Origin of the sequence: Agromyces sp. CF514 (genome assembly GCF_900113185.1) — a bacterium.
GTDB lineage: Bacteria > Actinomycetota > Actinomycetes > Actinomycetales > Microbacteriaceae > Agromyces.
In genome coordinates this window covers 1,862,319-1,884,498 of record NZ_FOZD01000001.1, presented here as the reverse complement: position 1 = coordinate 1,884,498, position 22,180 = coordinate 1,862,319, and the positions used below count along the sequence as shown (strand labels likewise).

The window sequence follows — 22,180 nt, the reverse complement described above, 5'->3', positions numbered from 1 at the left end:
CGGTGTTCGATGCATTGCGATGCATCACCCCGATCGGGAATAGTCCGCCGAGCGCCTGCGGTTGTCTCTGTGGTCGGTGACTTCCGTCACAGCTGACGCCCAGTTTGCGCAACGACGCGCGACTCCATTTTCTGCCGATTGGATCCGCACCGTGACCGAACGCGCCCTTCCAGACGTCTCACCAACCACCCGATCGGCCGACGACGTCGTGTCGTCACCGTCGGCGGTCGCCGGCGAGCACCACCACACCGACGCCGAAGCCCTGCACGGAGCGCGCAACTCGCGCGTGATCTGGCTGCTGCTCGCGGCCGCCTTCGTCGTGATCCTCAACGAGACGATCATGGGCGTGGCGATCCCCCACCTCGTCACCGATCTCGGCATCACGATCTCCGAGGCGCAGTGGCTCACGACCGCCTTCATGCTCACCATGGCGGTCGTCATCCCGATCACCGGCTTCCTGCTGCAGCGCTTCTCGACCAGGGCCGTCTTCATCGCGGCCATGGGGCTGTTCTCCGCAGGCACCCTGATCGCCGCCCTCGCGCCCGGCTTCGAGGTGCTGCTCGGTGCGCGCGTCGTGCAGGCGTCGGGCACCGCGATCATGATGCCGCTGCTCATGACCACGCTCATGACGCTCGTCGCGCCCTCCGACCGCGGCCGTTTCATGGGCCGGGTCTCGACCGTGATCTCGGTGGCACCCGCGATCGGCCCCACGATCTCGGGCCTGATCCTCAGCTTCCTGTCGTGGCGCTTCATGTTCTGGCTCGTGCTGCCGATCGCGCTCGCCATGCTCGTCATCGGCATCCGCCGTGTCGAGAACGTCAACACGCCGAAGCGCCTGCCGCTCGACGTCTTCTCGGTCGTGCTCTCGGCGATCGGGTTCGGCGGGCTCGTCTACGGACTCAGCCTGATCGGCGCCGAAGCCGCGGGCACCGCGACGCCCGCGCAGATGTGGATCTCGCTCGGCGCCGGAGCCCTCGGCATCCTCGGATTCGTCGTCCGCCAGCTCGTGCTGCAGCGCGGCGACCGTGCGCTGCTCGACCTCCGGACCTTTAAGTCGGCCAACTTCGCGATCTCGATCGCGCTCATGACGGTCATGATGGCCGCGCTGTTCGGCACGATCATCCTGCTGCCCATCTACCTCCAGAACGTGCTGCACCTCGAGCCGATCGTGACCGGCCTGCTGCTGCTGCCCGGCGGGCTCGTGATGGGCCTGCTGGGGCCGACCGTCGGTCGTCTCTACGACCGGTTCGGCCCCCGGCCGCTGCTCGTGCCGGGCAGCATCGTCGTGAGCGGCGTGCTCTGGTCGTTGACGCTCGTGAACGAGTCGACCTCCGCGTGGTGGCTGCTCGCGGCGCACATCGTGCTGTCGGCCGGCCTGGCGTTCATGTTCACCCCGCTGTTCACGACCGCACTCGGCTCGGTCGAACCCCGGTTCTACGCGCACGGATCGGCCATCGTCGGCACCGTGCAGCAGGTCGGCGGCGCGGCCGGCACGGCGCTCTTCATCACGGTCATGGCCGCGGCGAGTGCCGCTGCGGCGCCCACCGCGGCTTCGCCGGAAGCTGCCGAGGCCGCCGGCATCCACACGGCGTTCCTCGTGGGCGCGATCCTGTCGCTCTTCGCGATCGTGGGCAGCGCGTTCGTGCGTCGTCCGGCCGACTCCGAGGCCGAGTTCGTCGCGCACTGAGCGCGCGACCCACGAGAGACGGATCGGGCCCGCCCGGCGCAGTGCGCCGGGCGGGCCCGATCCGTTCGTCAGGTCACCCGCAGTTCGGGCGGCAGCTGCGCTGCGAGATGGCGTCGACGAGCACGATGCCGAGGTCTTCGGGCTTCGACGCCGAATAGGCGCCGCCCTTCGTCACCTCGGCGATCTTCTGCATCGCCGCGAGGTCGGTGTCGGGTCCGAAGCCGATCATGATCACCGGAACCGGCTTCGTGCCGTCGTCGGCCTTCTGCAGCTCTGCCAGCAGCGTGTCGAGGTCGATGCCGTTCTCGTCCTCGTTCTTGCCGTCGGTGATGAGCAGCACCGCGTTGACCTTCTCGGGGTCGTATCCCTCGCGCACGCGGTTCACCGACGCGAGCACGGTGTCGTAGAGTCCGGTCGCACCGCCGAGCCGGCTCGGCAGCGACTGGATGATCCCCGCGATCTGCTGCGTGTGCGCGGCATCGCCGAGCGGCGCGATAGGCGCGAGTTCCTCGTAGTCGAGGTCGCCGTTGCGCATGGTCGAGAACGCCCAGACGCCGAGGTCGACCTCGCCCGAGAACTTCGAGACGGCGTTCATCGCTGCCTGCTGGAAGATGTCGATGCGGCGCAGGCCGTTGGCGGCCGGCTCCTCCATGGATCCGGAGACGTCGACCACGGCGAGGTAGCGTGCGCGGAGCGAGAGCACGCCCCACGTGCGCAGCAGCGTGAGCGCCGTGGCCGAGTCGACGGGCACGACCTGGGCGGCGGGGCCCTCGGGCGCGATGCCGAGCGTGTCGATCTCGCCGACGCCGTCGGCCGTGCGGAATCCGGCCGCGTTCAGCCGCTCGGTGGCGGATGCCGCTGCCTGCTCGAATGCGGCGAGCATGCGCGCTCGCGCCGACGGCTCCGCCGTCGCAGGGAGGTCGTCGGTGCCCTCGGTCGTGTACGAGGCGGTGCGGACCGCACCGGACGCGTCGCCCGCGGCCTCGGGGGCCGGGGTCTCGGTCGCGGGGGCGTCGGCAGGGGCTTCGGTGGCCTGCTGCGCCTCGTCGGCGGCGACCGCTTCGTCGGCCGCGTCGCCGACGAGCACGAGCGGGTAGTCGAGCATGAGGGTGCCGTCGGTCGGGTACCCGGCGGTGAGGGTCTCGGTGGGGCCGTCGGAGTTGTACTCGGCGACCTGGGCCTCGCTCGTGAGCACGACGCTCGGCGTCTCGGCGGACGAGAGCGCGCCGAACGCCGCGCTCGTCGAGGCCGGGATCGACTTGCTCAGGGCGATCATCGCCGCCGCGAGGGGCCGAGGGTCTTCGGCGGGCGCGTGCGCGCCGAGACCGACGAGGCTCGAGAGGCTCGCCGCGGATGCCTCGGGGTCGGGCAGGATCGCAGGCAGCGTGCCGTCGAGCACGCGCGTCCAGGTGAGGGGTTCGGCCGCGACCTCGGCGGCGTCGGAGGCGGTCGTCGCGAACACGACCGGCGAGGCGGCGAGGGTGTCGCCCACGTAGGCGTTCGGCGTCGCGCGGCCCAAGGAGGCCGCCGTCGCGGCCGCACGATCGACCCAGACGGCCGACTGCGGCACCCAGGCGTCGGCGTCGAGGCCTCCTGAGGCGAGCACGGCTGAGGTGTCTGCGGACTCCTGCGCGGTGATCTCGGTCGTGACGCAACCCTCGTTTGCGGCGTCGAAGTCGGAGGCGATCACGGTGAGCACCGACGCGATCGTCGTGTCCGCCACGATGTGCAGCTGCTCGGCGCTCTCGCACTCGGAGCCCGCAGCAGCCTGATCGGGGTCGAAATGCCCGCCGATCCAGAGGTAGACACCCGACGCGACGACGCCGACGACGACGACTGCGGCGATCACGGACAGGTAGAGACCGCGTCTCGACGTCTTCGTCGGCGCGGTGACGCTGTGACGCCCCACGGACACTCCAAGCTCGACGGCAGCAAGGGCACCGTCGCATCCTTCGGTTCGGGTTCCCCCGGGCAGGGGAAAGGAATTCGTTCAGTGTAGGTTACGCACGCCCTGAGGCGAAAAAAACTCGTGTTCGCCGTCGGTGGGCGACGGTCCGCCGCCGCCGGGTGAGCACCGGCGACGCTTGACGCCTGGAGCCGCCGACGGTAGGCAGGGCGCAGGGACGGTCATGACGCAACGGGTGTTCGAGGATCGACGTGACGCGGGGCGCCGGCTGGCGCACCTGCTCGAGGAGCGCGGCCCGTGGCCGGGAGTCGTGGTGCTCGGACTGCCTCGCGGCGGCGTTCCGGTCGCAGCGCCGATCGCCGAGGCGCTCGAGGCGCCGCTCGACGTGCTCGTGGTGCGCAAGCTCGGCCTGCCGCATCACGAGGAGGTCGCCATGGGTGCGATCGGCGAGCAGGGCGTCCGCGTGGTCAACGAGCAGGTGCTGCGCTTCGAACTCGTCGACGACCGCAGTCTCGCGGCGGTCGAGCGGCGCGAGCGCGCCGAGCTCGAGGCGAGGATCCGGCGGTTCAGGGGTGACGCGCCCCCGGTCGACCTCGCCGGCCGCACGGCGCTGCTCGTCGACGACGGCGTAGCGACCGGGGCGACCGCGAAGGCGGCGAGCCTCGTGGCGCGAGCGCTCGGCGCGGCATCCGTGGTGCTCGCCGTGCCCGTCGCGTCGCCGGATGCCGCGATCGACCTCGTCGCGTGGCCGGCGGTCGACGAGCTCGTGTGCCTCGCGACGCCCGCGGGGTTCATGGCCGTCGGGCAGTCCTACCTCGACTTCACGCAGACGACGGATGCCGAGGTGCAGGCGCTGCTCGCCGCGCACCGGTGACGGCGAGCAGGGGCAGCCGCGGCCATGCCGGGCGACCACTGGCGGGCGACCACCGTCACGCGACCGTTGTCACGCGACGTGCAGGTCAGCCGAGGTCGGGCGAGGCGGAGCGGGTGCCGACGACGACGGTGCCGCCGCGCTCGTCATCGCGACGGACCTCGGTCGCGAGGCCGCCCGCCACGACGAGCGCCTCGGTGGCGGCGGCCTGGTCGCGGCTGGTCTCGAGGAGCAGCCGGCCGCCGGGCGCGAGCCAGTCGCGTGCGGACGCCGCGACGCGCCGGTGCACGTCGAGGCCGTCGCCTCCCCCGTCGAGCGCGACGAGCGCCTCGTGGTCGCGCGCCTCGGGCGGCATCATGGCGATCTCACCCGTCGGCACGTATGGCGCGTTCACGGCGAGCACGTCGACGCGTCCGCGGAGGTCGGCCGGGAGCGGCGCGAAGAGGTCGCCCTCGACGACGCGCGCGCCGCGGGATTCGAGGTTGCGCCGGGCGGCGCGCACGGCCGCCGGGTCGACGTCGGCCGCGACGAGCTCGAGCGGCGCCGCGGCATCCAAGATCACGGCTCCGATCGCGCCCGCACCGCAGCAGAGGTCGACGACGACGGCCGGCCGATCGGATGTCGCGACCTCCGCAGCGAACCCCGCGGCCGTCTCGGCGAGCAGCTCGGTGCGCCGCCGCGGCACGAACACGCCGGGTTCGAGGAGCACGCGGATGCCGCCGAACTCCGCCCAGCCGAGCAGCTGCTCGAGCGGGTCGCCGACCACGCGCCGGGCCACGAGGCGTTCGAGTTCGACCGCGGCATCCGAGCCGCCTTCGATGGCTCCGACCGCTCCCGCAGCTCCGACGCCGAACCGCTCTGCGATCGCGGCTTCGAGCAGGGCCGCCTCGTCTTCGGCGAACACGCAGCCCGCGGCGCGCAGCCGCGCGACGAGCATGGCATCGGGTTCGGGGTTCGTCACCCCCGCATGCTAGTCCGCCGAGGTGCCGCGGCGCCGGTCGGACGACCTCGCGCGACGGCTCGGGATGCGCGCCGCGCTCCGATGCCCTAGCATCGAGCGCATGACCGCGTCGACCTGCAGCTGGTGGCCCGCCTCCTAGGCGGACTCCACGTTTCGACGTACGACGACCGCCCGAGGGCGGTCGTTTCGCGTTTCTGCGGAAGGTTCCGGCCCGAGGGCCCGAAGACCACCGGAGACCCCATGAACGCACCGCACACGGTCGGCGCGAACGCCGCAGACCAGCCCGCCGACCGGCCCGTCGATCGGCCCACCGCACTGCTCGCCTCGCTGCTCGCGGCCGGCGCGGACGCACCTCCGTTCGCGGTGATCCGCCGCGAGCACGAGCCCACGCTCGACGTGCTCGTGGGCGAGGTGATCGACGTCGACCTGCTCGCCGACATCCCGCTCGACGGCGCGGAGGTGCTGGCGCTCGTGCCGTTCCGCCAGGTGCGCGAGCGCGGGTTCGAGGCGCACGACGACGGCGCGCCGATCCGGTGCCTCGTGGTGCGCGAGCGGGTCGAGCTGCCGGTGGCCGATGCGATCGATGCGCTGCCGCGGCATCCGATCGCCGTCGACCTCGACGTGGACGTGAGCGACGAGGCCTACGCCGACATCGTGCGCCGCGTGATCGACGAGGAGATCGGTCGCGGTGAGGGAGCGAACTTCGTGATCAGGCGCGAGTTCGTCGGTGGGGTCGACGTGGCTCCCGCGATCGCGGTGCTGGGTTGGCTGCGGGCCCTGCTCGAGCACGAGCGTGGTGCGTTCTGGACCTTCGCGGTGCACACGCCCGGGCTCGCGGCGGTCGGCGCGACGCCCGAGAGGCACGTCTCGTCGATCGACGGGCTCGTGTCGATGAACCCGATCAGCGGCACGTTCCGGCACGACGTGCTGACCGAGGCGGATGCCGCGGCCGTCTCGCTCGAGGACCGTCTGACCGCGTTCCTGCACGACGTCAAGGAGCGCGAGGAGCTCGTCATGGTCGTCGACGAGGAGCTCAAGATGATGAGCGCGGTGTGCCCGGAGGGCGGCCGCATCCGGGGGCCGTTCCTGAAGCGGATGTCGCGGCTCACCCACACCGAGTACCTGCTCGAGGGGCACTCCGACCTCGACCCCCGCGAGGTGCTGCGTCGCACGATGTTCGCACCGACCGTCACCGGATCGCCCATGGGCAACGCGTGCTCGGTCATCGCCCGGCACGAGCCGACCGCCCGCGGCTACTACGCGGGCGTGTTCGCGCGCTTCACGCCGACGGCCCGTGGGTACGACGTCGACGCGCCGATCCTCATCCGCACGGCGTACCTGCGCGACGGACGTGTGAGCGTGCCGGTCGGTGCGACGCTCGTGCGTCACTCCGATCCCGTCGGCGAGGTCGCCGAGACGCGCGCGAAGGCGGCGGGCATGCTCACGGCGCTCGGCGCGATCCCGCGGGCGGAGCTCACGACCCGGCCCTCCCCGGCGGAGACGGGCCCGTCCGGCCCAGCGAGCTCAGCCGGCCCGGCCGTGACCGGCGACGCCGAGCCGCACGCCGACCTCCTCGCCGCCCGCAACGACCACCTCGCGGCGTTCTGGCGTGCACCGCAGCAGGCGCACGCGTCGCGCGGCGTCTCGGCGCTCGTCATCGACGCGAACGACGACTTCACGACGATGCTCGCCCACCAGCTGCGTCACCTCGGTCTCGACGTGCGGCTCGTGCCGTGGCACGAGGCGCCGGATGCGGCATCCGACGATCTCGTGGTGTTCGGTCCAGGCCCGGGCGACCCGCGCGACGCGGGCGACCCGCGCATCGCCCGCATGCGCGAGCTGATCGCCGCCCGCCTCGAGACGGGCCGGCCGCTGCTCGCGGTGTGCCTCAGCCACCAGGTGCTCGCCGACCTGGCCGGGCTGCCGCTGGCCCCGCTCGCGACCCCGCGCCAAGGCGTGCAGATCCCGGTCGACGTCTTCGGCGAGCGCGCCGCGATCGGCTTCTACAACACGTTCTCGGCACTCGCTCCCGACGGTTCGACGACTCCCGAGCTCGATCTCGAAGTGGCCGCGGATGCCGCGACGAACGTCGTGCATGCGCTGCGCGGGCCCGGCGTGGCATCCGTGCAGGGGCACCTCGAATCGGTGACCTCGCCCGACGGGCTCGCGCTGCTCGAGCGGCTCGTCGACGGCGTGCTGACACGGGCGGCGCTGGTGCCCTAGCCTGCTCGCATGGGTGATGGGCGCTCGCGCGAGGTCGAGCTCGAGCTGTGCCTGCCCACCGGCGAGATGCTGGGCACGACCGCGTCGTTCACCGCTGCCGAGCCGTGGACGCAGTTCGTGCACCCGGTCGTCGCGGCCGCCCGCGAGCAGCTCGGGCTCGACGTGACGGTGCTGCGCGTGCGCGACGTCGAGACGCTGCCGATCTGGGCGTCGGCATCGGCGTCGGCGTCGGAGCCGGCCTCGACCTCCACGTCGGCCCCGGCCTCGGCGTCGGCGCCCGTTCGCGTGCGATACCTCGCGGAGGTCGCCGCACGCCCCGACCCGTCACTCTCGCTCCTGCCGGTCGACGCCGAGGCGGCTGCGGCGACCCGTCCCGATCCGCTGCGCATGCCGTGGGCGACGCCCGGCGGACCGGCGACGACCCTGAGCTGGGCCGATTCCCGCCTCGCCGAACTCTGCGTCTCCCGCGTGGCACCCGCCGTGCAGGTGCGCTCGTGGAACCTCTCGAGCCTGTGGCTGCTGACCACTGATGCGGGCACGGTCTGGCTCAAGCAGGTGCCGCCGTTCTTCGCGCACGAGGGCGCCGTCATCGAGCGGATGTCACGGCACGCCGTGCCGCGCGTGCTCGCCAGGCGCGACGACGCGGTGCTGCTCGCCGAGATCCCGGGCGAGGACCTGTACGAGGCGTCCCGGGCGCAGCTGGCGACGATGATCGACCTGCTCGTCGCGATGCAACGCGACTGCATCGACGACGTCGACGACCTGCTCGCCCTGGGGTTGCCCGACTGGCGGCTGCCGGCGCTCGCCGAGCTCGGTTCGCACGCCCTCGGAGTCTGGGCCGATCGCCTCCCGCACGAGCTGCGCACGACCGTGGAGTCGCTGATCGCGGGCTTCGACGACCGCGCTCGGCGACTCGACGCGTGCGGCCTGCCCGACACCCTCGTGCACGGCGACTTCCATTCGGGCAACGTCCGGGGCATCGGACTCGACCTGACCGTGCTCGACTGGGGAGACTCGGGCGTGGGGCACCCGCTGCTCGACGTCGCGGCCTTCACGCAGCGCCTGCCGTCAGCCGACGCGGCCTTCGCCCGTGCGCACTGGATGCGCCGCTGGGCCGACACCGGAGCCGACGCGGCCGAAGCGCTGAGACTGCTCGATCCGGTCGCCGCGTTGCGGCAGGCGATCATCTACCAGGGCTTCCTCGAGCGGATCGAGGCCGACGAACGCGTCTACCATCGCGACGACCCCGTGCCGTGGTTCACGCAGGCGGCCCGGCTCGCGGGCGATGAGCGGGCGGCCGGCTGAATCGGCCCGGCAGCGGCTCAGCCGAGTGCGATGACGGCCTGCAGGGTCTCGTCGGCGAGCGAGCGGTCGGCGAAGACCAGGCGCTCGAGGTGCGTCGTGTCGTCGGCGGAGGCGGGCGCGGTGCTCGAGGTGCCGCTCCAGACGAGATCGAGCTCGAGACGCTCGAGCACGCGGACCGAGGCGGGGTTGTTCGCGAGCACGCGCGCGGTGACGGGCGCCTCGGGCTGCGTCGATCGCGCAGCCTCGAGCGAGACACGCGCCGCTTCGCCCGCAAGCCCATGACCCCAGGCTTCTGGCGCGAACCGGTACCCGAGATTCCAGGCGCCGAACGGCAGCATCGATGCCCCCGCAGACCCGATGAACGACCCGGGCGCGAGCCCGCCGACCGGTTCGCGCAGCACCACGGCGCAGTGTCCGAAGCCGAACTCGCGAAGACTCGCCATGGATCGTTCGATCGCGCGGGCCGAATCGCCGCGGCTCGTGTGCACGCCGCCCGGCAGGTGCTCCCACGTGCGCGGGTCTCCGTAGACCCGGAAGTAGTCGTCGACGTGGTCGAGGGTGAGCGGGGTGAGCAGCAGGCGGTCGGTGTGCAGTTCGTCGGTCATCACCCGCAAGTGTGGCAGCCGCATCCGACACTCCCGCGCGGCGACTACTTCAGCAGACGCGACAGCACGCGGTCGGCGAGCGGCTTGCCGCCCGTCTGGCAGGTCGGGCAGTACTGGAACGTCGAGTCGGCGAAGCGCACCTCACGCACGGTGTCGCCGCACACCGGGCAGGCCTGACCGGTGCGGCCATGCACCTGCATGCCCCGGCGCTTCGCGTCTTTGAGATCGGCGGGCGGTCGACCGGATGCCACGGCGACGGCCTCGGCGAGCGTGTCGCGCAGCGCCGCGAAGAGCGTCTCGACCTGTTCGGGCGAGAGCTTCGCCGCGAGCGCGTACGGCGACATGCGCGCCGCGTGCAGGATCTCGTCGGAGTACGCGTTTCCGATGCCCGCGAACACCGACTGGTCGCGCAGCACGCCCTTGATCTGGGTGCGCCGCCCGTCGAGCACCGCACGGAAGTCGTCGAGCGTGAACCCGGGCGCGGTCGGGTCGGGTCCGAGCCTCGCGATGCCCGGCACGTCGGCCGGGTCGCGCACGACGTAGACGGCGAGCGACTTCTTGGTGCCGGCCTCGGTGAGGTCGAAGCCCGAGCCGTCGTCGAGCTTCACGCGCAGTGCGATCGGGCCCTTGCCCGGCTTCAGGATCGTCTTCGGCACCTCTTCGAACCAGCGGAGCCAGCCTGCCCTGGCGAGATGGAAGACGAGGTGCACCGGCTCGGCGTCATCGCCGCCGGAAGCCCCGGCAGCCCCGGCCGCCCCGGCCGCCCCGGCCGCGTCGGAAGCAGGGCCGACGGTCAGGTCGACGAACTTGCCGTGGCGTGCGACCCCCGTGATCGTGCCGCCCGTGAGCGCGGAGAGCGGCGGATCGAAGGTCTTCAGCGCCGAGAACGCCGTGACGACGGCAGAGGTGACCGCGTGCCCGACCGCTCGCTCGCGGAGGAACGCGGCGAGCGCATCGACCTCGGGGAGCTCGGGCACGCACCCCATGCTGCCACCGACCGCCGACGCGGGCCAGCGATCCCGCCGATGGCGTTCCCCGCACGCGACCGTCGGGCTCGTCGCCCGTGCGGACCGACGTTCCCCTCGGACCCCACCGCGGTTAGGGTCGAGGCATGCCGAACGAGCAGCGCAACGACATCCGCGTCTTCGCCCTTCCTGCCGAAGGCGAGCCGATCGCGACCGAAGACGACGCGATCGATCTCATCGGCAGCGTCTGGTCGCACGAGGCGAAGACCGCGGCCGTGCCCGTCGAACGCCTCGACCCCTCGTTCTTCGATCTGAGCACCGGTCTCGCCGGCGCGTTCACCCAGAAGCTCGTGAACTACCGCGTGCGGCTCGTGATCGTCGGCGACATCGCCGAGCACACCGAGGCGAGCCGTGCGCTGAGCGACTACGTGCGGGAGTCGAACCGCGGCGACCACGTGTGGTTCGTTCGCGACGACGCCGAGCTCGCGAAGCGGCTCGCCGCGCTCGGCTGACCCCACGAGGGCGACGGATGCCGCGGCTCGGCGCCCGCGGTATCCGTACACTCGTTCGAATGTCGGTGGTTGGTGAGAAGCTCTCACTATGAAGACGATCGAGCTGCGGCAGGCCCGCCACCTCGAGGTGGGCGACACCCTCGTGAACGTCGCCGGCCATGTCTACGAGGTCACCAAGGTGACCCGTATCGGCCGGGGCATCCGCGTGCAGTACCTGACCAGCGAGGGCCAGCCGGGCCGATTCACCGCGGCGCCCGAGTCGCTCAGCCGGGTCTACGCGAGCGGCACGTCGCGGCAGGCGCCGATCTCAGCGTGAGCCGCACTGCGGCACGCGCGCATACGGCACGCGCGCGCACGCCAGGCGTGCACGGCACGCGGGCGCACCACCACGTCGACGACGACGCGCGGCCCGGCGGTCACGGCTCCCGGCGCGGGCACGGGCCCGGGCGAAGTCATGGCTTGAGCGGCAGGTGCTCGCCGCCCGTCTGACAGGTCGGGCAGTACTGCGCGGTCGTGCTCGCGAACGAGAAGTCGGCGATCGTGTCGCCGCACACCGGACACGCCTCGCCTGCGCGGCCGTGCGCGCGCATGGCGGCGACCTTCGCAGCCTTCAGTCCGGCGATCGGCACCCCCCGCCGCTCGGCGATCGCTGCACCGATCACCCCGACCGTGGCGTCGAACAGGCGGTCGAGGTCGTCGGTGCCGAGCCCCGATGCATGCCCGATGGGTGAGAGCTTCGCCCGATGCAGGATCTCGTCGGAGTAGGCGTTGCCGATGCCGGCCAGCGACTCCTGCTCCTGCAGCACGGCCTTCACCTGCTTGCGCCGGCCGACGACCGCCGCATCGAACTCGGCGCGTGCGAACTCCGGCGCGGCCGGATCCGGCCCGAGCTTGGCGATCGCCGGCACCTCGTTCGGATCGTCGACGACCCAGCATCCGAGCGAGACCCAGGCTCCGGCGTCGGTGAGCTCGAGCGCCGCGCCGGCGTCGAACTCGAGCGTGGCGAGCGTGGGGGGCGGCGGCTCGGACTCGTGTGTCGAGGCAGCGGAGTCCGGGTCGACGACGGATGCCGCGGCATCCGCCTCACCCGCCCATCTCGCCCACCCGTGGCGACCGAGCGAGATGACGAGGTGCCCGGCTTCGCCGAACGACAGGTCGAGCAGCTTGCCGTGGCGCACGACGGCCCGCACCGTCGAGCCGACGAGCGACTCGGGCGGCCTGCCGCGCGTCTTCGTGATGCGGAACTCGATGACGTCGACCCCGGCGAGGGTGCGCCCGGCCAAGCGGGCGTCGAGTTCTTCGGCGAGGACCTGCACCTCCGGTGACTCAGGCATGCCGACAGCCTTGCACACCCCTCCGACGCCGCTACGATCTCGCTGTGGACCCGATCACGGCGCGGCGCGTGCTGCGCATCTTCCCCGACGCCCCGCTCACCGCCGACCTCGTCGAACGCGCGTATTCGACGGAATCCGCGGCGCGGCATCCGTCGCTGTACCCGGATGTCGAACAGCGTGCGCAGGCCGAGGCGTGGGCGTCCGAGCTCGCCTCGGCACGCGCGACCCTCCTGAGCGAGGTCGGCCGGCCGGTCTGGCTCGGGGCGCCGGTCGAGCCCGCCGCTCCCCCGGCCGCCCCCGCGCCGAACGCGCTCACGTACGGCCCGCCGTCGGCGCACACTCGCATTCCCGACCCTGCCGTTCCAAGTGGGCCGACGACCCCGCGGCCTCGAACCCGGCTGCGATGGCCGGCCGTCACGGGCATCGTCGCGGGCGCCGTCGTGCTCGTCGCGCTCATCGTGGTCGCGGTGATCGGGGCGGCAGGCCTCGTGACGACCGCGGTGACCGACGCACGGCAGGAGTTCGAGCAGTCCTCGGTCGAGCGCTACCAGTCCGGCGAGACGGGCTACGCGTTCCCCGCAGCGCTCGAGTACTACTCCGACGGCCGGTACGCCGACCTCTGCGAGGCGAGCCTGTCCGGCGGCTGCTGGCAGGCGGCGCTCTTCACCGAGGCCGACTGCGAACACCTTCAGGTGCTCATCGCCTACACCGACGACGCCGACGCGTGGACGGGCGATCTCGAGGAGACGATCGAGATCGACGACGTCGTGGCGTACGAGGCGACCCCGGTCGTCTACGGCAACGACGCCTACGCCTACGGGTGGCCGCAGCAGGTCACCTGCCTCGACGCGCCGACCACCTGACCGAGCGGCACCGGTGTGCCCGTTCGCGACGGATCAGTCGGCGAACGAGAGCACGAGCGCGGTCGAGCGCGACTCGGGGTCGCGTGCCTCGCGCGCCGTGCGGATCTCGCGGTAGCGGTCGCCGTACTTCGCGGTGAGCGCGTCGTCGAGCACCGTGCGCACGTCGACGGCGTCGTCGATCAGCGCCTCGGCCTCGAAGACGACCGCATCGTCCTCGAGCTCGCCGCGGACATCGGATGCCACGAGCTGCACTCGCCCGGTGTGCGCGATGCGCTTGACCTTGCCCGATGCCGCGACGGTCGTGACGAGCAGGCGTTCGCCGTCGCGCACGACCCAGACGGGCGTGTGCACGGCCGCCCCGGTCCGGCGGAAGGTCGTGAGACGGATGTAGGGCGAGTCGCCGAGCTCGAGGAACCCCTCGAGCGCGGCAGGCGTTGCGGAATGCGGCATCCCTCGATTCTCCCCCAGGCGACCGTCGACCACGGACCGCGGACGGATGACCGCTGACCGCCGGGCCGAGGCCCGGGTGAGCGGACCGGTCGCGATACGGCGAGCCGGGCCGGCGGTCAGGCCGCGCGGCGCGCGACGTCGACGAGGTCGTCGAGCAGCTCGCGCCCCTCGGGCCACTCGCCGATGCCGCTCGCGGCGTTCAGGTGCCCGAGCGGGCCGACCGAGACGAACCCCGCGCCGAGGCGCTCGGCCAGTTCCGCGGCGAAGGCGCGACTGCCGTATGGGTCGTCGTCGCTCGCGACCACGAGCGCGGGCAGTCCGAGCGGCCGCACGCCGTCGCACGCGAACTCCCGCGCCTGCTCGGGGTACTGCTCGCCTTCGGGGTCGGGTGGCGCGACGAGCAGCACGGCCGACGCTCCCCCGGGGTTCCGCGCGAGCCACTCGGCGACCGCGAGGCATCCCATGCTGTGTGCGACGATCACCGCATCGGGTCCGGCCGACTCGCTCGCGCGATCGAGTGCCGCGAGCCAGTCGTCGAGGCGCGGCTCGTCCCATGACGACGGCGCGATGCGTACGCTCTCGTCGAGGTCTCGCTCCCAGAGCGTCTGCCAGTGGGTCGGTCCCGAGCCGCCGATGCCGGGCACGATGAGGTGGGTCATGCGTCCATGGTGCCGAATCGGGCCGGCCGCGGTGCGTCGTATGACTGCCGGTGTCCGCAGATTTCCTGCCGTTGCGCCGACCGGGCCGCGCCCGGGAGCCGCGGCGGCCCCGGTCGAGCCGCGCGAGGCGGTCAGGCTTCGGTGACCAGGCCGCCCTCGACGTGCCAGCGCCGGTCGAGGTTCACGTGCTCGAGCATGCGGCGGTCGTGGGTCACGAGCAGCAGCGTGCCGTCGTAGCTCTCGAGGGCCTGCTCGAGCTGCTCGATCGCGGGCAGGTCGAGGTGGTTCGTGGGCTCGTCGAGCACGAGCACGTTGACGCCGCGGGCCTGCAGCAGCGCCATGCCGGCGCGCGTGCGCTCCCCGGGCGAGAGGTCGTCGACGGGTCGCAGCACGTGGTCGGCCTTGAGCCCGAACTTCGCGAGCAGGGTGCGCACCTCGCCCGATGCGAGATCGGGCACGAGCGTCTCGAAGGCGTCGGCCAGCGGCATCCGCCCCGCGAGTTGCGAGCGGGCCTGGTCGATCTCGCCGATCGCGACCGACGAACCGAGGCTCGCACGACCCTCATCGGGTTCGATGCGACCGAGGAGCAGCCCGAGCAGGGTCGACTTTCCGGCGCCGTTCGGCCCGGTGATGCCGATGCGATCACCGGCCTGCACCTGCAGCGAGACGGGACCCAGGGTGAAGTCGCCACGGGTGACGGATGCCGCGGCGAGCGTCGCGACCACGGACGACGACCTGGGCGCGTGGCCGATCGTGAACTCGAGCTTCCACTCCTTGCGCGGCTCCTCGACCTCGTCGAGGCGGGCGATGCGGCTCTCCATCTGGCGCACCTTCTGCGCCTGCTTCTCGCTCGACTCGCTCGCGGCCTTGCGACGGATCTTGTCGTTGTCGGGCGACTTCTTCATGGCGTTGCGCACGCCCTGGCTCGACCACTCGCGCTGCACGCGGGCCCGGGAGACGAGGTCGGCCTTCTTCGCGGCGAACTCGTCGTAGTCCTCGCGTGCGTGCCGGCGAACGGTCTCGCGCTCCTCGAGGTAGGCGTCGTAGCCGCCGCCGTACACGCGGTTCGAGTGCTGTGCGAGGTCGAGCTCGAGCACCTTCGTGACCGTGCGCGCGAGGAACTCGCGGTCGTGGCTCACGAGCACGACCCCGCCGCGGAGTCCCGCGACGAACGATTCGAGCCTCGCGAGCCCGTCGAGGTCCAGGTCGTTCGTGGGCTCGTCGAGCAGCACGAGGTCGAAGCGCGAGCAGATGAGCGCCGCGAGGCCGACGCGCGCGGCCTGCCCGCCCGAGAGCCCGGTCATGAGCGACTCGGGCGTGATCGCGGGTCCGTCGCCCGGGCCGGTGGCGCCGCCGGCGCCCGTTCCCACGGCGAGGCCGAGTTCGGCGAGCACCGCGGGCAGCCGCTCGTCGAGGTCGGCGGCGCCCGAGGCCAGCCAGCGCTCGAGGGCGACCGAGTACTCCTCGCCCGGGTCGACCCCGGCGGGCGGCTCGGGCAGCGCGAGCAGGTCGGCCGCGGCGTCCATGCGGGCGGATGCCTCGGCGCAGCCCGTGCGGCGTGCCACGTACTGCGCGATGGTCTCGCCTTCGACACGCTCGTGCTCCTGGGGCAGCCAGCCGACGAACGCGTCGGAGGGCGCGAGCGAGACCGTGCCGGCGAGCGGCGCGACGGCCCCGCCGAGGATGCCGAGCAGGGTCGACTTGCCCGCACCGTTCGCGCCGACGACGCCGACGACGTCGCCCGGCGCGACCGTGAGGTCGAGTTCGTCGAACAGCGTGCGGTGGGCGTATCCGCCGGCGAGCCCCTGGGCCACGAGAGTTGCAGTCACCGGACAACCCTAGCCAGCGCGGGCTGGGAGCTCGGCCGCCCTGACGGGCCGGGAGCCATCCGACCGGCGCTACGCGCGGGCGATGCCGGCGATGTGCGTGTTGAACGGCAGCAGGGGCGTGTGCACGCGGTAGCGCTCGACCTCGACTGCGGCGAACCCGGCGGCGCGGAGGGACCGCTCGAGGTCGCGCTCGCACGAGCATCCCTCGAAGGTCCAGGCCCACGGCCGTCGGACCAGGCGCTGCGCGAACCGCGTCGCCGTGCCCTCGGGCGCGGCCACGTGCTCGACGAATCGGTAGGTGCCGCCGGGTCGCAGGATCCGGCCCACCTCTGCCAGCACGGCGTCGAGATCGGCCACCGTGCAGAGCACGAGCGAGGAGATCACCGTGTCGACGCTGTGGTCGGGCAGGCCGGTGCGCTCGGCCAGGCGATCGCGGAGGTCGAGCCGCACCCCGTGATCGCGCGCGGCCTCCCGCAGGGGCGCGTGCATGGCGCGGTTCGGCTCGATCGCGATGAGGCTCCCGCCGGGCGGGAGGTAGCGGAGGTTGGCGCCCGCACCCGCGCCGAGTTCGACGACCTCGTGCGGCAGCGCGCCGAACGTCGCGCGCTTGTGCGGGCCGAGGCTCCGTTCGAGGATCGGGTCCATCGTGCGGAAGAACGCGGCGTTGAACCGCCCGCGAAGGGGGTGCTGCTCGAATTCGGCGAAGGCCGCGTTCGCGGTGTCGGTGTCGGGGTGGGTGCCGGGGTGGGTGTCGGTGTCGGGCTGGATCTCGCTCATGCCCTCATGGTCGCCGGGCCGCCTCGACGCGCGCAGGCGTGGAACCACCCCAGTTCAGCGTTCGGCCCGAGCCGTGAACCACGTGGCGATCTGAGCCCTGGAGTGGAATCCGAGCCTGAGCAGGATGCGCTCGACGTGGCCCTCGGCCGAGCGCTCGTCGATGCCCAGGCGGTTCGCGATCTCCCGGTTCGTCAGGCCCTCGCTGACGAGCGCCGCCACCTCGACCTGCCGTGCCGTGAGCACCCGGCCCGCCCGACGCGAAGCCCGCAGGCCCAGGAAGCGTCGGATCGGCGCGACGACGCTCGCCGCATCGCCCTCGTAGGGCAGGTGCGAGCGCCCGGGCAGCACGACGAGCCGAGACCCGGGGATGCCTCGGGCGAGCGCCTCGGCCTGGGCCACGGGTGCGGCCCGGTCGTGTCGCCGGTGCAGCACGAGCGTCGGCGCCCGGACGTCTGCGAGCAGGTCGGCGACGTCGAGCCCGTAGCTCATCGCGAGCAGCCCCCGTGCGGTGGCGGCGTCGGAACTCGCGCGCTGGTACCCGGCGAACCGCTCGCGCGACGCCGCCGGCGCATCGGGCGCGAAGATGTCGGTGAGCACGTCGGAGGCGAGCCCCCAGTGGGCGTCGATCAGGCCGAGCAGGTGCGCCTGCACGGCGGGCGGTGAGACCTCTGCGCCGCTCGCCCAACCGCCGTAGAGCACGAGACGCCGGACGGATCCAGGATGCGCCGCGGCCCAGGCGGCGGCGACCAGGGCGCCCATCGAGGTGCCCATGAGATCGAACGGCTCGGATCCGAGCGTGTCGACGACGGCGGAGAGCTGCTCGAGCTCGGACTCCATCGACGGCGGCCCCGCCGCCGGGCCCGAGAGACCGCATCCGGCGCGGTCGTACCTCACGAGACGACCGCCCTCGGCGAGGCTCTCGAGGAACGCGCGCTCCTCGGGCAGCTCCCAACTCAGCAGCAGGTGTCCGAGCCATCCGCCCACGTACACCAGCGGGCGGCCCGTGCCGACGGTCGCATACGCCAGGTCGGTGCCGTCGGCCATCGTGAGGCGGTCGATGTGCTGCTGCACGGCTCCATTATCGCGACGGCGTCCGACACGGGCGAGGGCCGGCTTCGGAAGGCGCCCGCCTGGGACGGCTCACCGCCGCCAGAGGTAGGGCGTCGTCGTCGAGACCTTGACGAGTCCGGAACGTTCGAGGATCGGGCGCGAGAACGCCGTCGAGTCGCTGTGGATCAGCGTCTTGCCGAGCGCGACAGCCGAACGTGCCCGCGCCGCGGTGAGCGCGCGGTAGATGCCCCTGCCCCGCCAGGGCTCGAGCGTGGCGCCGCCCCAGATTCCGGCGAAGTCGGTGCCGGCGACGGGCTCGAGGCGCCCGGCGCTCACGATCTCGCCGTCGGCGGTCTCGGCGACCCAGAGCTCCATGCCGTCGTCGAGCGCGAGCCGTCGGAGGATCGCGTCGGCCATGTGCTCCGAGACGGGGTCGCCGAACGCCTCGTCCTGCATGGCGCTCATCCGGCGCACGTCGGGCTCGCCGGTGACGCGTCGCACGGTCACGCCGGCGGGTAGCGGCACGTCGGCGATCAGGGCGGCGGCATCGCCGATCATGATCGACTCGGGCTCGTCGGCCGCCAGGCCGTGCGCGAGCAGCGCCTCGTGCAGGCCGGGTGCGAGGTCGTGGCCGCGCGTCTTCCACTCGAATCGGGTGATGTCGGGTGCGGCCTCGTAGTATGCGACGGCGCCGGCGACGAGTTCGGCGATGCCCGCGGCATCCGCCCCTCCGAGGTCGCGGTACGTGACGAACCCGCGGCCGCCCGCGAAGGTCACGAGCCGCAGCGGCCCGAGGCGTTCGACCGTGATCGCACTCGGCGTCTCCGCATCCGTTCGAAGCTGGTCGTCGTAGGCGCGCAGCAGTCTCGAGCGGTCGGCCGTCGCGCCGCTCGCACCGACCGTCACGCGAACACCGGCGCGAGGAACCGGCGCTCGTACCGGCGGATGCACTTCGTCTCGACGGCGAACCGGTACGCCTCGATGCATTCCGCATCGGTCTGGGCGGCGAGGCGGTACTGCTCGTAGGCGGCGAGCGAGGGGAACGTGAAGAGCGCGAACGCCTCGTCGCTGTCGCCCTCGCTCGGCAGGAAATAGCCGTGATGGGTGCCGCCGAGGCGGTTCACGAGGCGGATCCAGCGCTGCCCGTACTCGCGGAACTCCGCGAGCCTGTCGGCATCGATCTCATAGCGCAGGTGCACGGTGACGGGGTTGTCCATGCTCGAAACCCTACCCACATGCCGCGACGGTCATATGCGACCGCATACGGTTGCCGGATGCTCCGACGACTCGCCTCCAGCGTGTACTGGGCCTGCAGCCGGTGGCAGTTCACCAGCGAGCCCGCGCCCGACCGCCCCACCGTGCTGATCGGCGCGCCGCACACCTCGAACTGGGACTTCGTGCTCATGCTGGGCATCGCCTGGCGGCTCGGCATCGACTTCCGCTGGCTCGGCAAGAAGAGCCTGTTCGCGGGCTGGCGCGGTCCGATCATGCGCGCACTGGGCGGCATCCCGGTCGACCGCGACGACCCGAGCCGCGTCGTCGGCGAGGTCGTCGAGCGCATCCGCGACGGGGAGGTGTTCGGCCTCGTCGTGACGCCCGACGGCACCCGGAGCAACAGCGGCTACTGGAAGTCGGGCTTCTACCGCATCGCACGTGAGACCGGCATGCCCGTCACGCTCGGCTACGTCGACCGCACCACGATGACGGCCGGACTCGGCCCGACCATCGACCTGACGGGCGACGTCGCGGCCGACATGGACGCGATCCGCGCCTTCTACGCCGACAAGGCGGGGCTCCGCCCGGAGTTCCGAGCCGAGCCCCGCCTGCGCGACGAGACGGCCGCGGGCATCTGAGATCCCAACGCGGGCCGTGCTCCCCGCCGGCCCGCACCCGGATCGGGCCGGGAGGCTCCCGGCCCCCCGGGTCACTCCGCGGTGTTCGAGAAGTCGAGCATCGAGTCGGCGACCGCGATGACCGACCACGTGCCGCCGCCGGCATCCGTCAGCTCGTACGCGGGCACGACGAGCACGCTGCCGTCGGGCTGCCACTGGCTCGCGAGGCCGAGACGTGCGCTCACGATCTCGACCTCGTTGACGGGCCACGAGACGACGGTTCCGGATGTCGGCGCCGCGGGCGGCTCGGTCGGCGGCACCCACTCGGTCGACGTCGCGGCGACGTCGCCCTCGCGATACGCGATCGGCAGGGCCGTCATCTGCGCTCCGAACCGGGGGTCGGAGAGGCGCTCGAACGCCTGCTGCTCGCTGACGACCTCGTAGTCGCCGAGCGGCACGATCTCCGCGAGCGCTCCGTACGCGCTCAGCAGCCCTTCCTCGGAGACCTCGGCGGTCCAGCCCTGGTCGAGGCGCTGGCCGTCGATCACCGGGTAGGCCTGCGCCGTGCGGGTGACCGAGCCCTCCCACGTCTCCGACGTGTACTCGAACGCGTCCGCGTCACGGCCGGTCGCCGTGATGATCCCGCGCAGTGCGTCGATCGCGGTGGCCTCGCTCGGCGCGGATCCGGTCGGCTGGCAGGGCTCGACGATGCCGGGCTCGATGCTCGGGTCGGTCTTCGGGTCGACGGCGTCGGCGCCGTCGGAGCTGCCGTCGCCCGTGGCCGGGCACGACCACGGGTCGAGGGTCGGGTCGTAGAACGAGAAGCTCAGCGTTCCGTCGAGCCCGACGGTGAGGCTCGCCGCGGTGCCGTCCTGCGGGCCGACGACCCACGAGCCGTCCTTGAGCTCGGGGGTGCCCTCGACGCCGAGCGCCGCGGCGAGGGTCGCGACCGTCTCGGCATTCGATGCCGAACGTGCGTCGTAGCCGTAGCCCGCTGCGCTGCCCGACTCGGTCGACAGGCCCGACGCGCTGAACACGTTCCGGCCCGAGCCGTACGGGTACATCATCGAGTCGGCCGCTCCCCCGGCTGCCATCTTCTGCGACTGGCCGATCGCCGAGTCGGCGCCCGAGGCGGCCTGTTCGGGCTGGGCCCCGCCCGCCATGCCGCCGTTCATGCCCTGCAGCGAGATCGCGGGGGCCGCACCGCCCGCGAGGTTCGACGAACCGCCGCTCGCCGCGCCGACCGCGTAGCCCGCCCCGCCGAACACGACGAGGGAGGCCGCGACCGCCGCTGCCGGGATCCACCACGGGCGCCTGCGGGCACGCTCGGCTCCCAGGTCGGCGACGGGCGCGGCAGGCGCCTCGGGCGCGTCGGAGGCCGACGCGTCCGCCTGCCGGGCGTCCGCCGCCGCGGAGGCGACCACCCCGTCGACGAAGCCCGCGCCTGGCTCGACGCCGGCGGCCGGGTCTGCGGCGCGCAGCCGCGCCTCGGGGTCGAGTTCGTGGTCGTCGTTCATCTGGATCACCCTCCGATGTGCGGTGTCGAAACCTGTGGCGTGCAACCCGGACTGCGCCAGAATCCGCCTTCACCTAGGCATATGTCGTCGGCGGCCCCGGCCTTGCACGGCGGCACGATCGGCCGCCCGGACCTCCGGGAGCCGCTAGAACGACAGTCGCTCGCCCCAGGCCTCTCGCAGGCGCTTGCGGGCTCGCGACAGCGCGGCATCCGCCCCTGATCTGGAGATCTCGAGCACGGCGGCGAGCTCTTCGCCGTCGAGCCCCTCCCAGGCGTGCAGCAGCAGGATGCGCCGGTCGCGCTCTCCGACGCTCTCGAGCGCGCCGCGCAGCTCGGCGTCGAACAGCGCGCTCAGCTCGGGGTCCTCGGCGACACGGGCCGAACCGGTCTCGGGCACCTCGTCGACGGGCAGGTCGACGTGCTTGCGGCGGTGGTTCGCGAGCGTGAAGCCGGCCGTGCGGTACAGCCACGGCAGCACGGCCTCGCGCGGCACGTCGTCGCGACGGCGCCAGGCCGTGGCGAACACCTCTGCAGCGAGGTCCTCGGCGTCCTGGCGCGGACCTCGACGCGCGAAGTACCTCACGAGCGCGGTCGAGTGCTCGCGGGCGACCTCGGTGAACCACGCGAGGTCGCCGGCCCCCGGCGTCGGGTCGGGCGGCGCGGGCTGCGCGGTGTCGGGCATCGCGGCCTCCCGGGTCGTCTCGGCGGCGTCGGCGTCGGTGCTGGCGGTCGTCACGAACAGATTGTGTCGCGAGGGCCGCGGATCTTGCACGGCGCGCCGACGAGATGCCGTTCCGCATAGTCTGGGGGTGGAACGGACCCGCGCGTCGCGACG

The 22,180-nt window shown here is 72.7% G+C and carries 22 protein-coding genes; 8 read left to right on the top strand and 14 right to left on the bottom strand.

What is annotated here, in order from left to right; translation table 11 throughout:
• Positions 1–151: 151 nt before the first annotated feature.
• Positions 152–1,687, top strand: a complete 1,536-nt coding sequence (locus BM342_RS08365; RefSeq protein ID WP_369823117.1) for an MDR family MFS transporter — start codon at positions 152–154, stop codon at positions 1,685–1,687.
• Between the two features lie 73 nt (positions 1,688–1,760).
• On the opposite strand, the gene BM342_RS08360 is transcribed toward BM342_RS08365, so the two are convergent.
• Positions 1,761–3,596: a VWA domain-containing protein gene (locus tag BM342_RS08360; RefSeq protein WP_143109793.1), complete on the bottom strand. Its 1,836-nt coding sequence runs from the start codon at positions 3,594–3,596 to the stop codon at positions 1,761–1,763.
• A gap of 220 nt (positions 3,597–3,816) precedes the next feature.
• Between BM342_RS08360 and BM342_RS08355 the strand changes: the two genes are divergently transcribed.
• On the top strand, positions 3,817–4,467 hold the full coding sequence (locus BM342_RS08355) for a phosphoribosyltransferase (protein ID WP_092964930.1): 651 nt from the start codon (positions 3,817–3,819) through the stop codon (positions 4,465–4,467).
• Between the two features lie 85 nt (positions 4,468–4,552).
• Here the strand turns inward: BM342_RS08355 and BM342_RS08350 are convergent, their stop codons facing one another.
• Entirely contained in the window at positions 4,553–5,401 is an 849-nt protein-coding gene (locus BM342_RS08350) for a putative protein N(5)-glutamine methyltransferase (RefSeq protein ID WP_092966703.1), read from the bottom strand.
• A 264-nt stretch (positions 5,402–5,665) separates the two neighbouring features.
• On the opposite strand from BM342_RS08350, the gene BM342_RS08345 reads away from it, so the two are divergent.
• Both BM342_RS08345 and BM342_RS08340 read left to right on the top strand, forming a co-directional pair.
• A complete protein-coding gene (locus tag BM342_RS08345; RefSeq protein WP_092964929.1) occupies positions 5,666–7,648 on the top strand; it encodes an anthranilate synthase family protein in 1,983 nt (660 codons plus the stop codon).
• A gap of 9 nt (positions 7,649–7,657) precedes the next feature.
• On the top strand, positions 7,658–8,953 hold the full coding sequence (locus BM342_RS08340; protein ID WP_092964928.1) for an aminoglycoside phosphotransferase family protein: 1,296 nt from the start codon (positions 7,658–7,660) through the stop codon (positions 8,951–8,953).
• Positions 8,954–8,970: 17 nt separating this feature from the next.
• Here BM342_RS08340 and BM342_RS08335 read toward each other — a convergent pair whose 3' ends face one another.
• Positions 8,971–9,558 carry a GNAT family N-acetyltransferase gene (locus BM342_RS08335; RefSeq protein WP_177232107.1) on the bottom strand — a complete coding sequence of 196 codons (588 nt, stop codon included), beginning with the start codon at positions 9,556–9,558 and terminating at the stop codon, positions 8,971–8,973.
• A 44-nt stretch (positions 9,559–9,602) separates the two neighbouring features.
• Positions 9,603–10,535: an Fpg/Nei family DNA glycosylase gene (locus tag BM342_RS08330; RefSeq protein WP_092966701.1), complete on the bottom strand. Its 933-nt coding sequence runs from the start codon at positions 10,533–10,535 to the stop codon at positions 9,603–9,605.
• 134 nt (positions 10,536–10,669) lie between these two features.
• On the opposite strand from BM342_RS08330, the gene BM342_RS08325 reads away from it, so the two are divergent.
• Positions 10,670–11,035, top strand: coding sequence for a DUF4180 domain-containing protein (locus BM342_RS08325; protein ID WP_092964926.1), 366 nt, complete (start codon positions 10,670–10,672; stop codon positions 11,033–11,035).
• Between the two features lie 88 nt (positions 11,036–11,123).
• Positions 11,124–11,351, top strand: coding sequence for a hypothetical protein (locus tag BM342_RS08320; protein ID WP_092964925.1), 228 nt, complete (start codon positions 11,124–11,126; stop codon positions 11,349–11,351).
• 136 nt (positions 11,352–11,487) lie between these two features.
• Here BM342_RS08320 and BM342_RS08315 read toward each other — a convergent pair whose 3' ends face one another.
• Positions 11,488–12,369 carry a DNA-formamidopyrimidine glycosylase family protein gene (locus BM342_RS08315; protein ID WP_092964924.1) on the bottom strand — a complete coding sequence of 294 codons (882 nt, stop codon included), beginning with the start codon at positions 12,367–12,369 and terminating at the stop codon, positions 11,488–11,490.
• 44 nt (positions 12,370–12,413) lie between these two features.
• Between BM342_RS08315 and BM342_RS08310 the strand changes: the two genes are divergently transcribed.
• A complete protein-coding gene (locus tag BM342_RS08310; protein WP_092964923.1) occupies positions 12,414–13,232 on the top strand; it encodes a hypothetical protein in 819 nt (272 codons plus the stop codon).
• Between the two features lie 33 nt (positions 13,233–13,265).
• On the opposite strand, the gene BM342_RS08305 is transcribed toward BM342_RS08310, so the two are convergent.
• From BM342_RS08305 to BM342_RS08275, 7 genes are all read right to left on the bottom strand, one after another.
• Positions 13,266–13,682, bottom strand: a complete 417-nt coding sequence (locus tag BM342_RS08305; protein ID WP_092964922.1) for a PPOX class F420-dependent oxidoreductase — start codon at positions 13,680–13,682, stop codon at positions 13,266–13,268.
• Between the two features lie 116 nt (positions 13,683–13,798).
• On the bottom strand, positions 13,799–14,341 hold the full coding sequence (locus BM342_RS08300; protein ID WP_092964921.1) for an RBBP9/YdeN family alpha/beta hydrolase: 543 nt from the start codon (positions 14,339–14,341) through the stop codon (positions 13,799–13,801).
• A 131-nt stretch (positions 14,342–14,472) separates the two neighbouring features.
• Positions 14,473–16,170, bottom strand: a complete 1,698-nt coding sequence (locus tag BM342_RS08295; RefSeq protein WP_092964920.1) for an ABC-F family ATP-binding cassette domain-containing protein — start codon at positions 16,168–16,170, stop codon at positions 14,473–14,475.
• Positions 16,171–16,239: 69 nt separating this feature from the next.
• On the bottom strand, positions 16,240–16,947 hold the full coding sequence (locus BM342_RS08290) for a class I SAM-dependent methyltransferase (RefSeq protein ID WP_092964919.1): 708 nt from the start codon (positions 16,945–16,947) through the stop codon (positions 16,240–16,242).
• Positions 16,948–17,001: 54 nt separating this feature from the next.
• Complete coding sequence (locus BM342_RS08285) at positions 17,002–18,018, bottom strand: alpha/beta fold hydrolase (RefSeq protein WP_092964918.1); 1,017 nt, start codon at positions 18,016–18,018, stop codon at positions 17,002–17,004.
• A gap of 69 nt (positions 18,019–18,087) precedes the next feature.
• A complete protein-coding gene (locus BM342_RS08280; protein ID WP_218154901.1) occupies positions 18,088–18,903 on the bottom strand; it encodes a GNAT family N-acetyltransferase in 816 nt (271 codons plus the stop codon).
• Positions 18,900–19,214, bottom strand: coding sequence for an NIPSNAP family protein (locus BM342_RS08275; protein WP_092964917.1), 315 nt, complete (start codon positions 19,212–19,214; stop codon positions 18,900–18,902). Before BM342_RS08275 ends, BM342_RS08280 begins: the two co-directional genes overlap by 4 nt.
• A gap of 57 nt (positions 19,215–19,271) precedes the next feature.
• Here BM342_RS08275 and BM342_RS08270 point away from each other — a divergent pair, with 57 nt between their 5' ends.
• On the top strand, positions 19,272–19,850 hold the full coding sequence (locus tag BM342_RS08270; protein WP_092964916.1) for a 1-acyl-sn-glycerol-3-phosphate acyltransferase: 579 nt from the start codon (positions 19,272–19,274) through the stop codon (positions 19,848–19,850).
• A gap of 71 nt (positions 19,851–19,921) precedes the next feature.
• On the opposite strand, the gene BM342_RS08265 is transcribed toward BM342_RS08270, so the two are convergent.
• Together BM342_RS08265 and BM342_RS08260 are read right to left on the bottom strand one after the other, a co-directional pair.
• Positions 19,922–21,346, bottom strand: a complete 1,425-nt coding sequence (locus BM342_RS08265) for a hypothetical protein (protein WP_092964915.1) — start codon at positions 21,344–21,346, stop codon at positions 19,922–19,924.
• Positions 21,347–21,490: 144 nt separating this feature from the next.
• Positions 21,491–22,081: an RNA polymerase sigma factor gene (locus BM342_RS08260; RefSeq protein WP_255368614.1), complete on the bottom strand. Its 591-nt coding sequence runs from the start codon at positions 22,079–22,081 to the stop codon at positions 21,491–21,493.
• Positions 22,082–22,180: the final 99 nt, after the last annotated feature.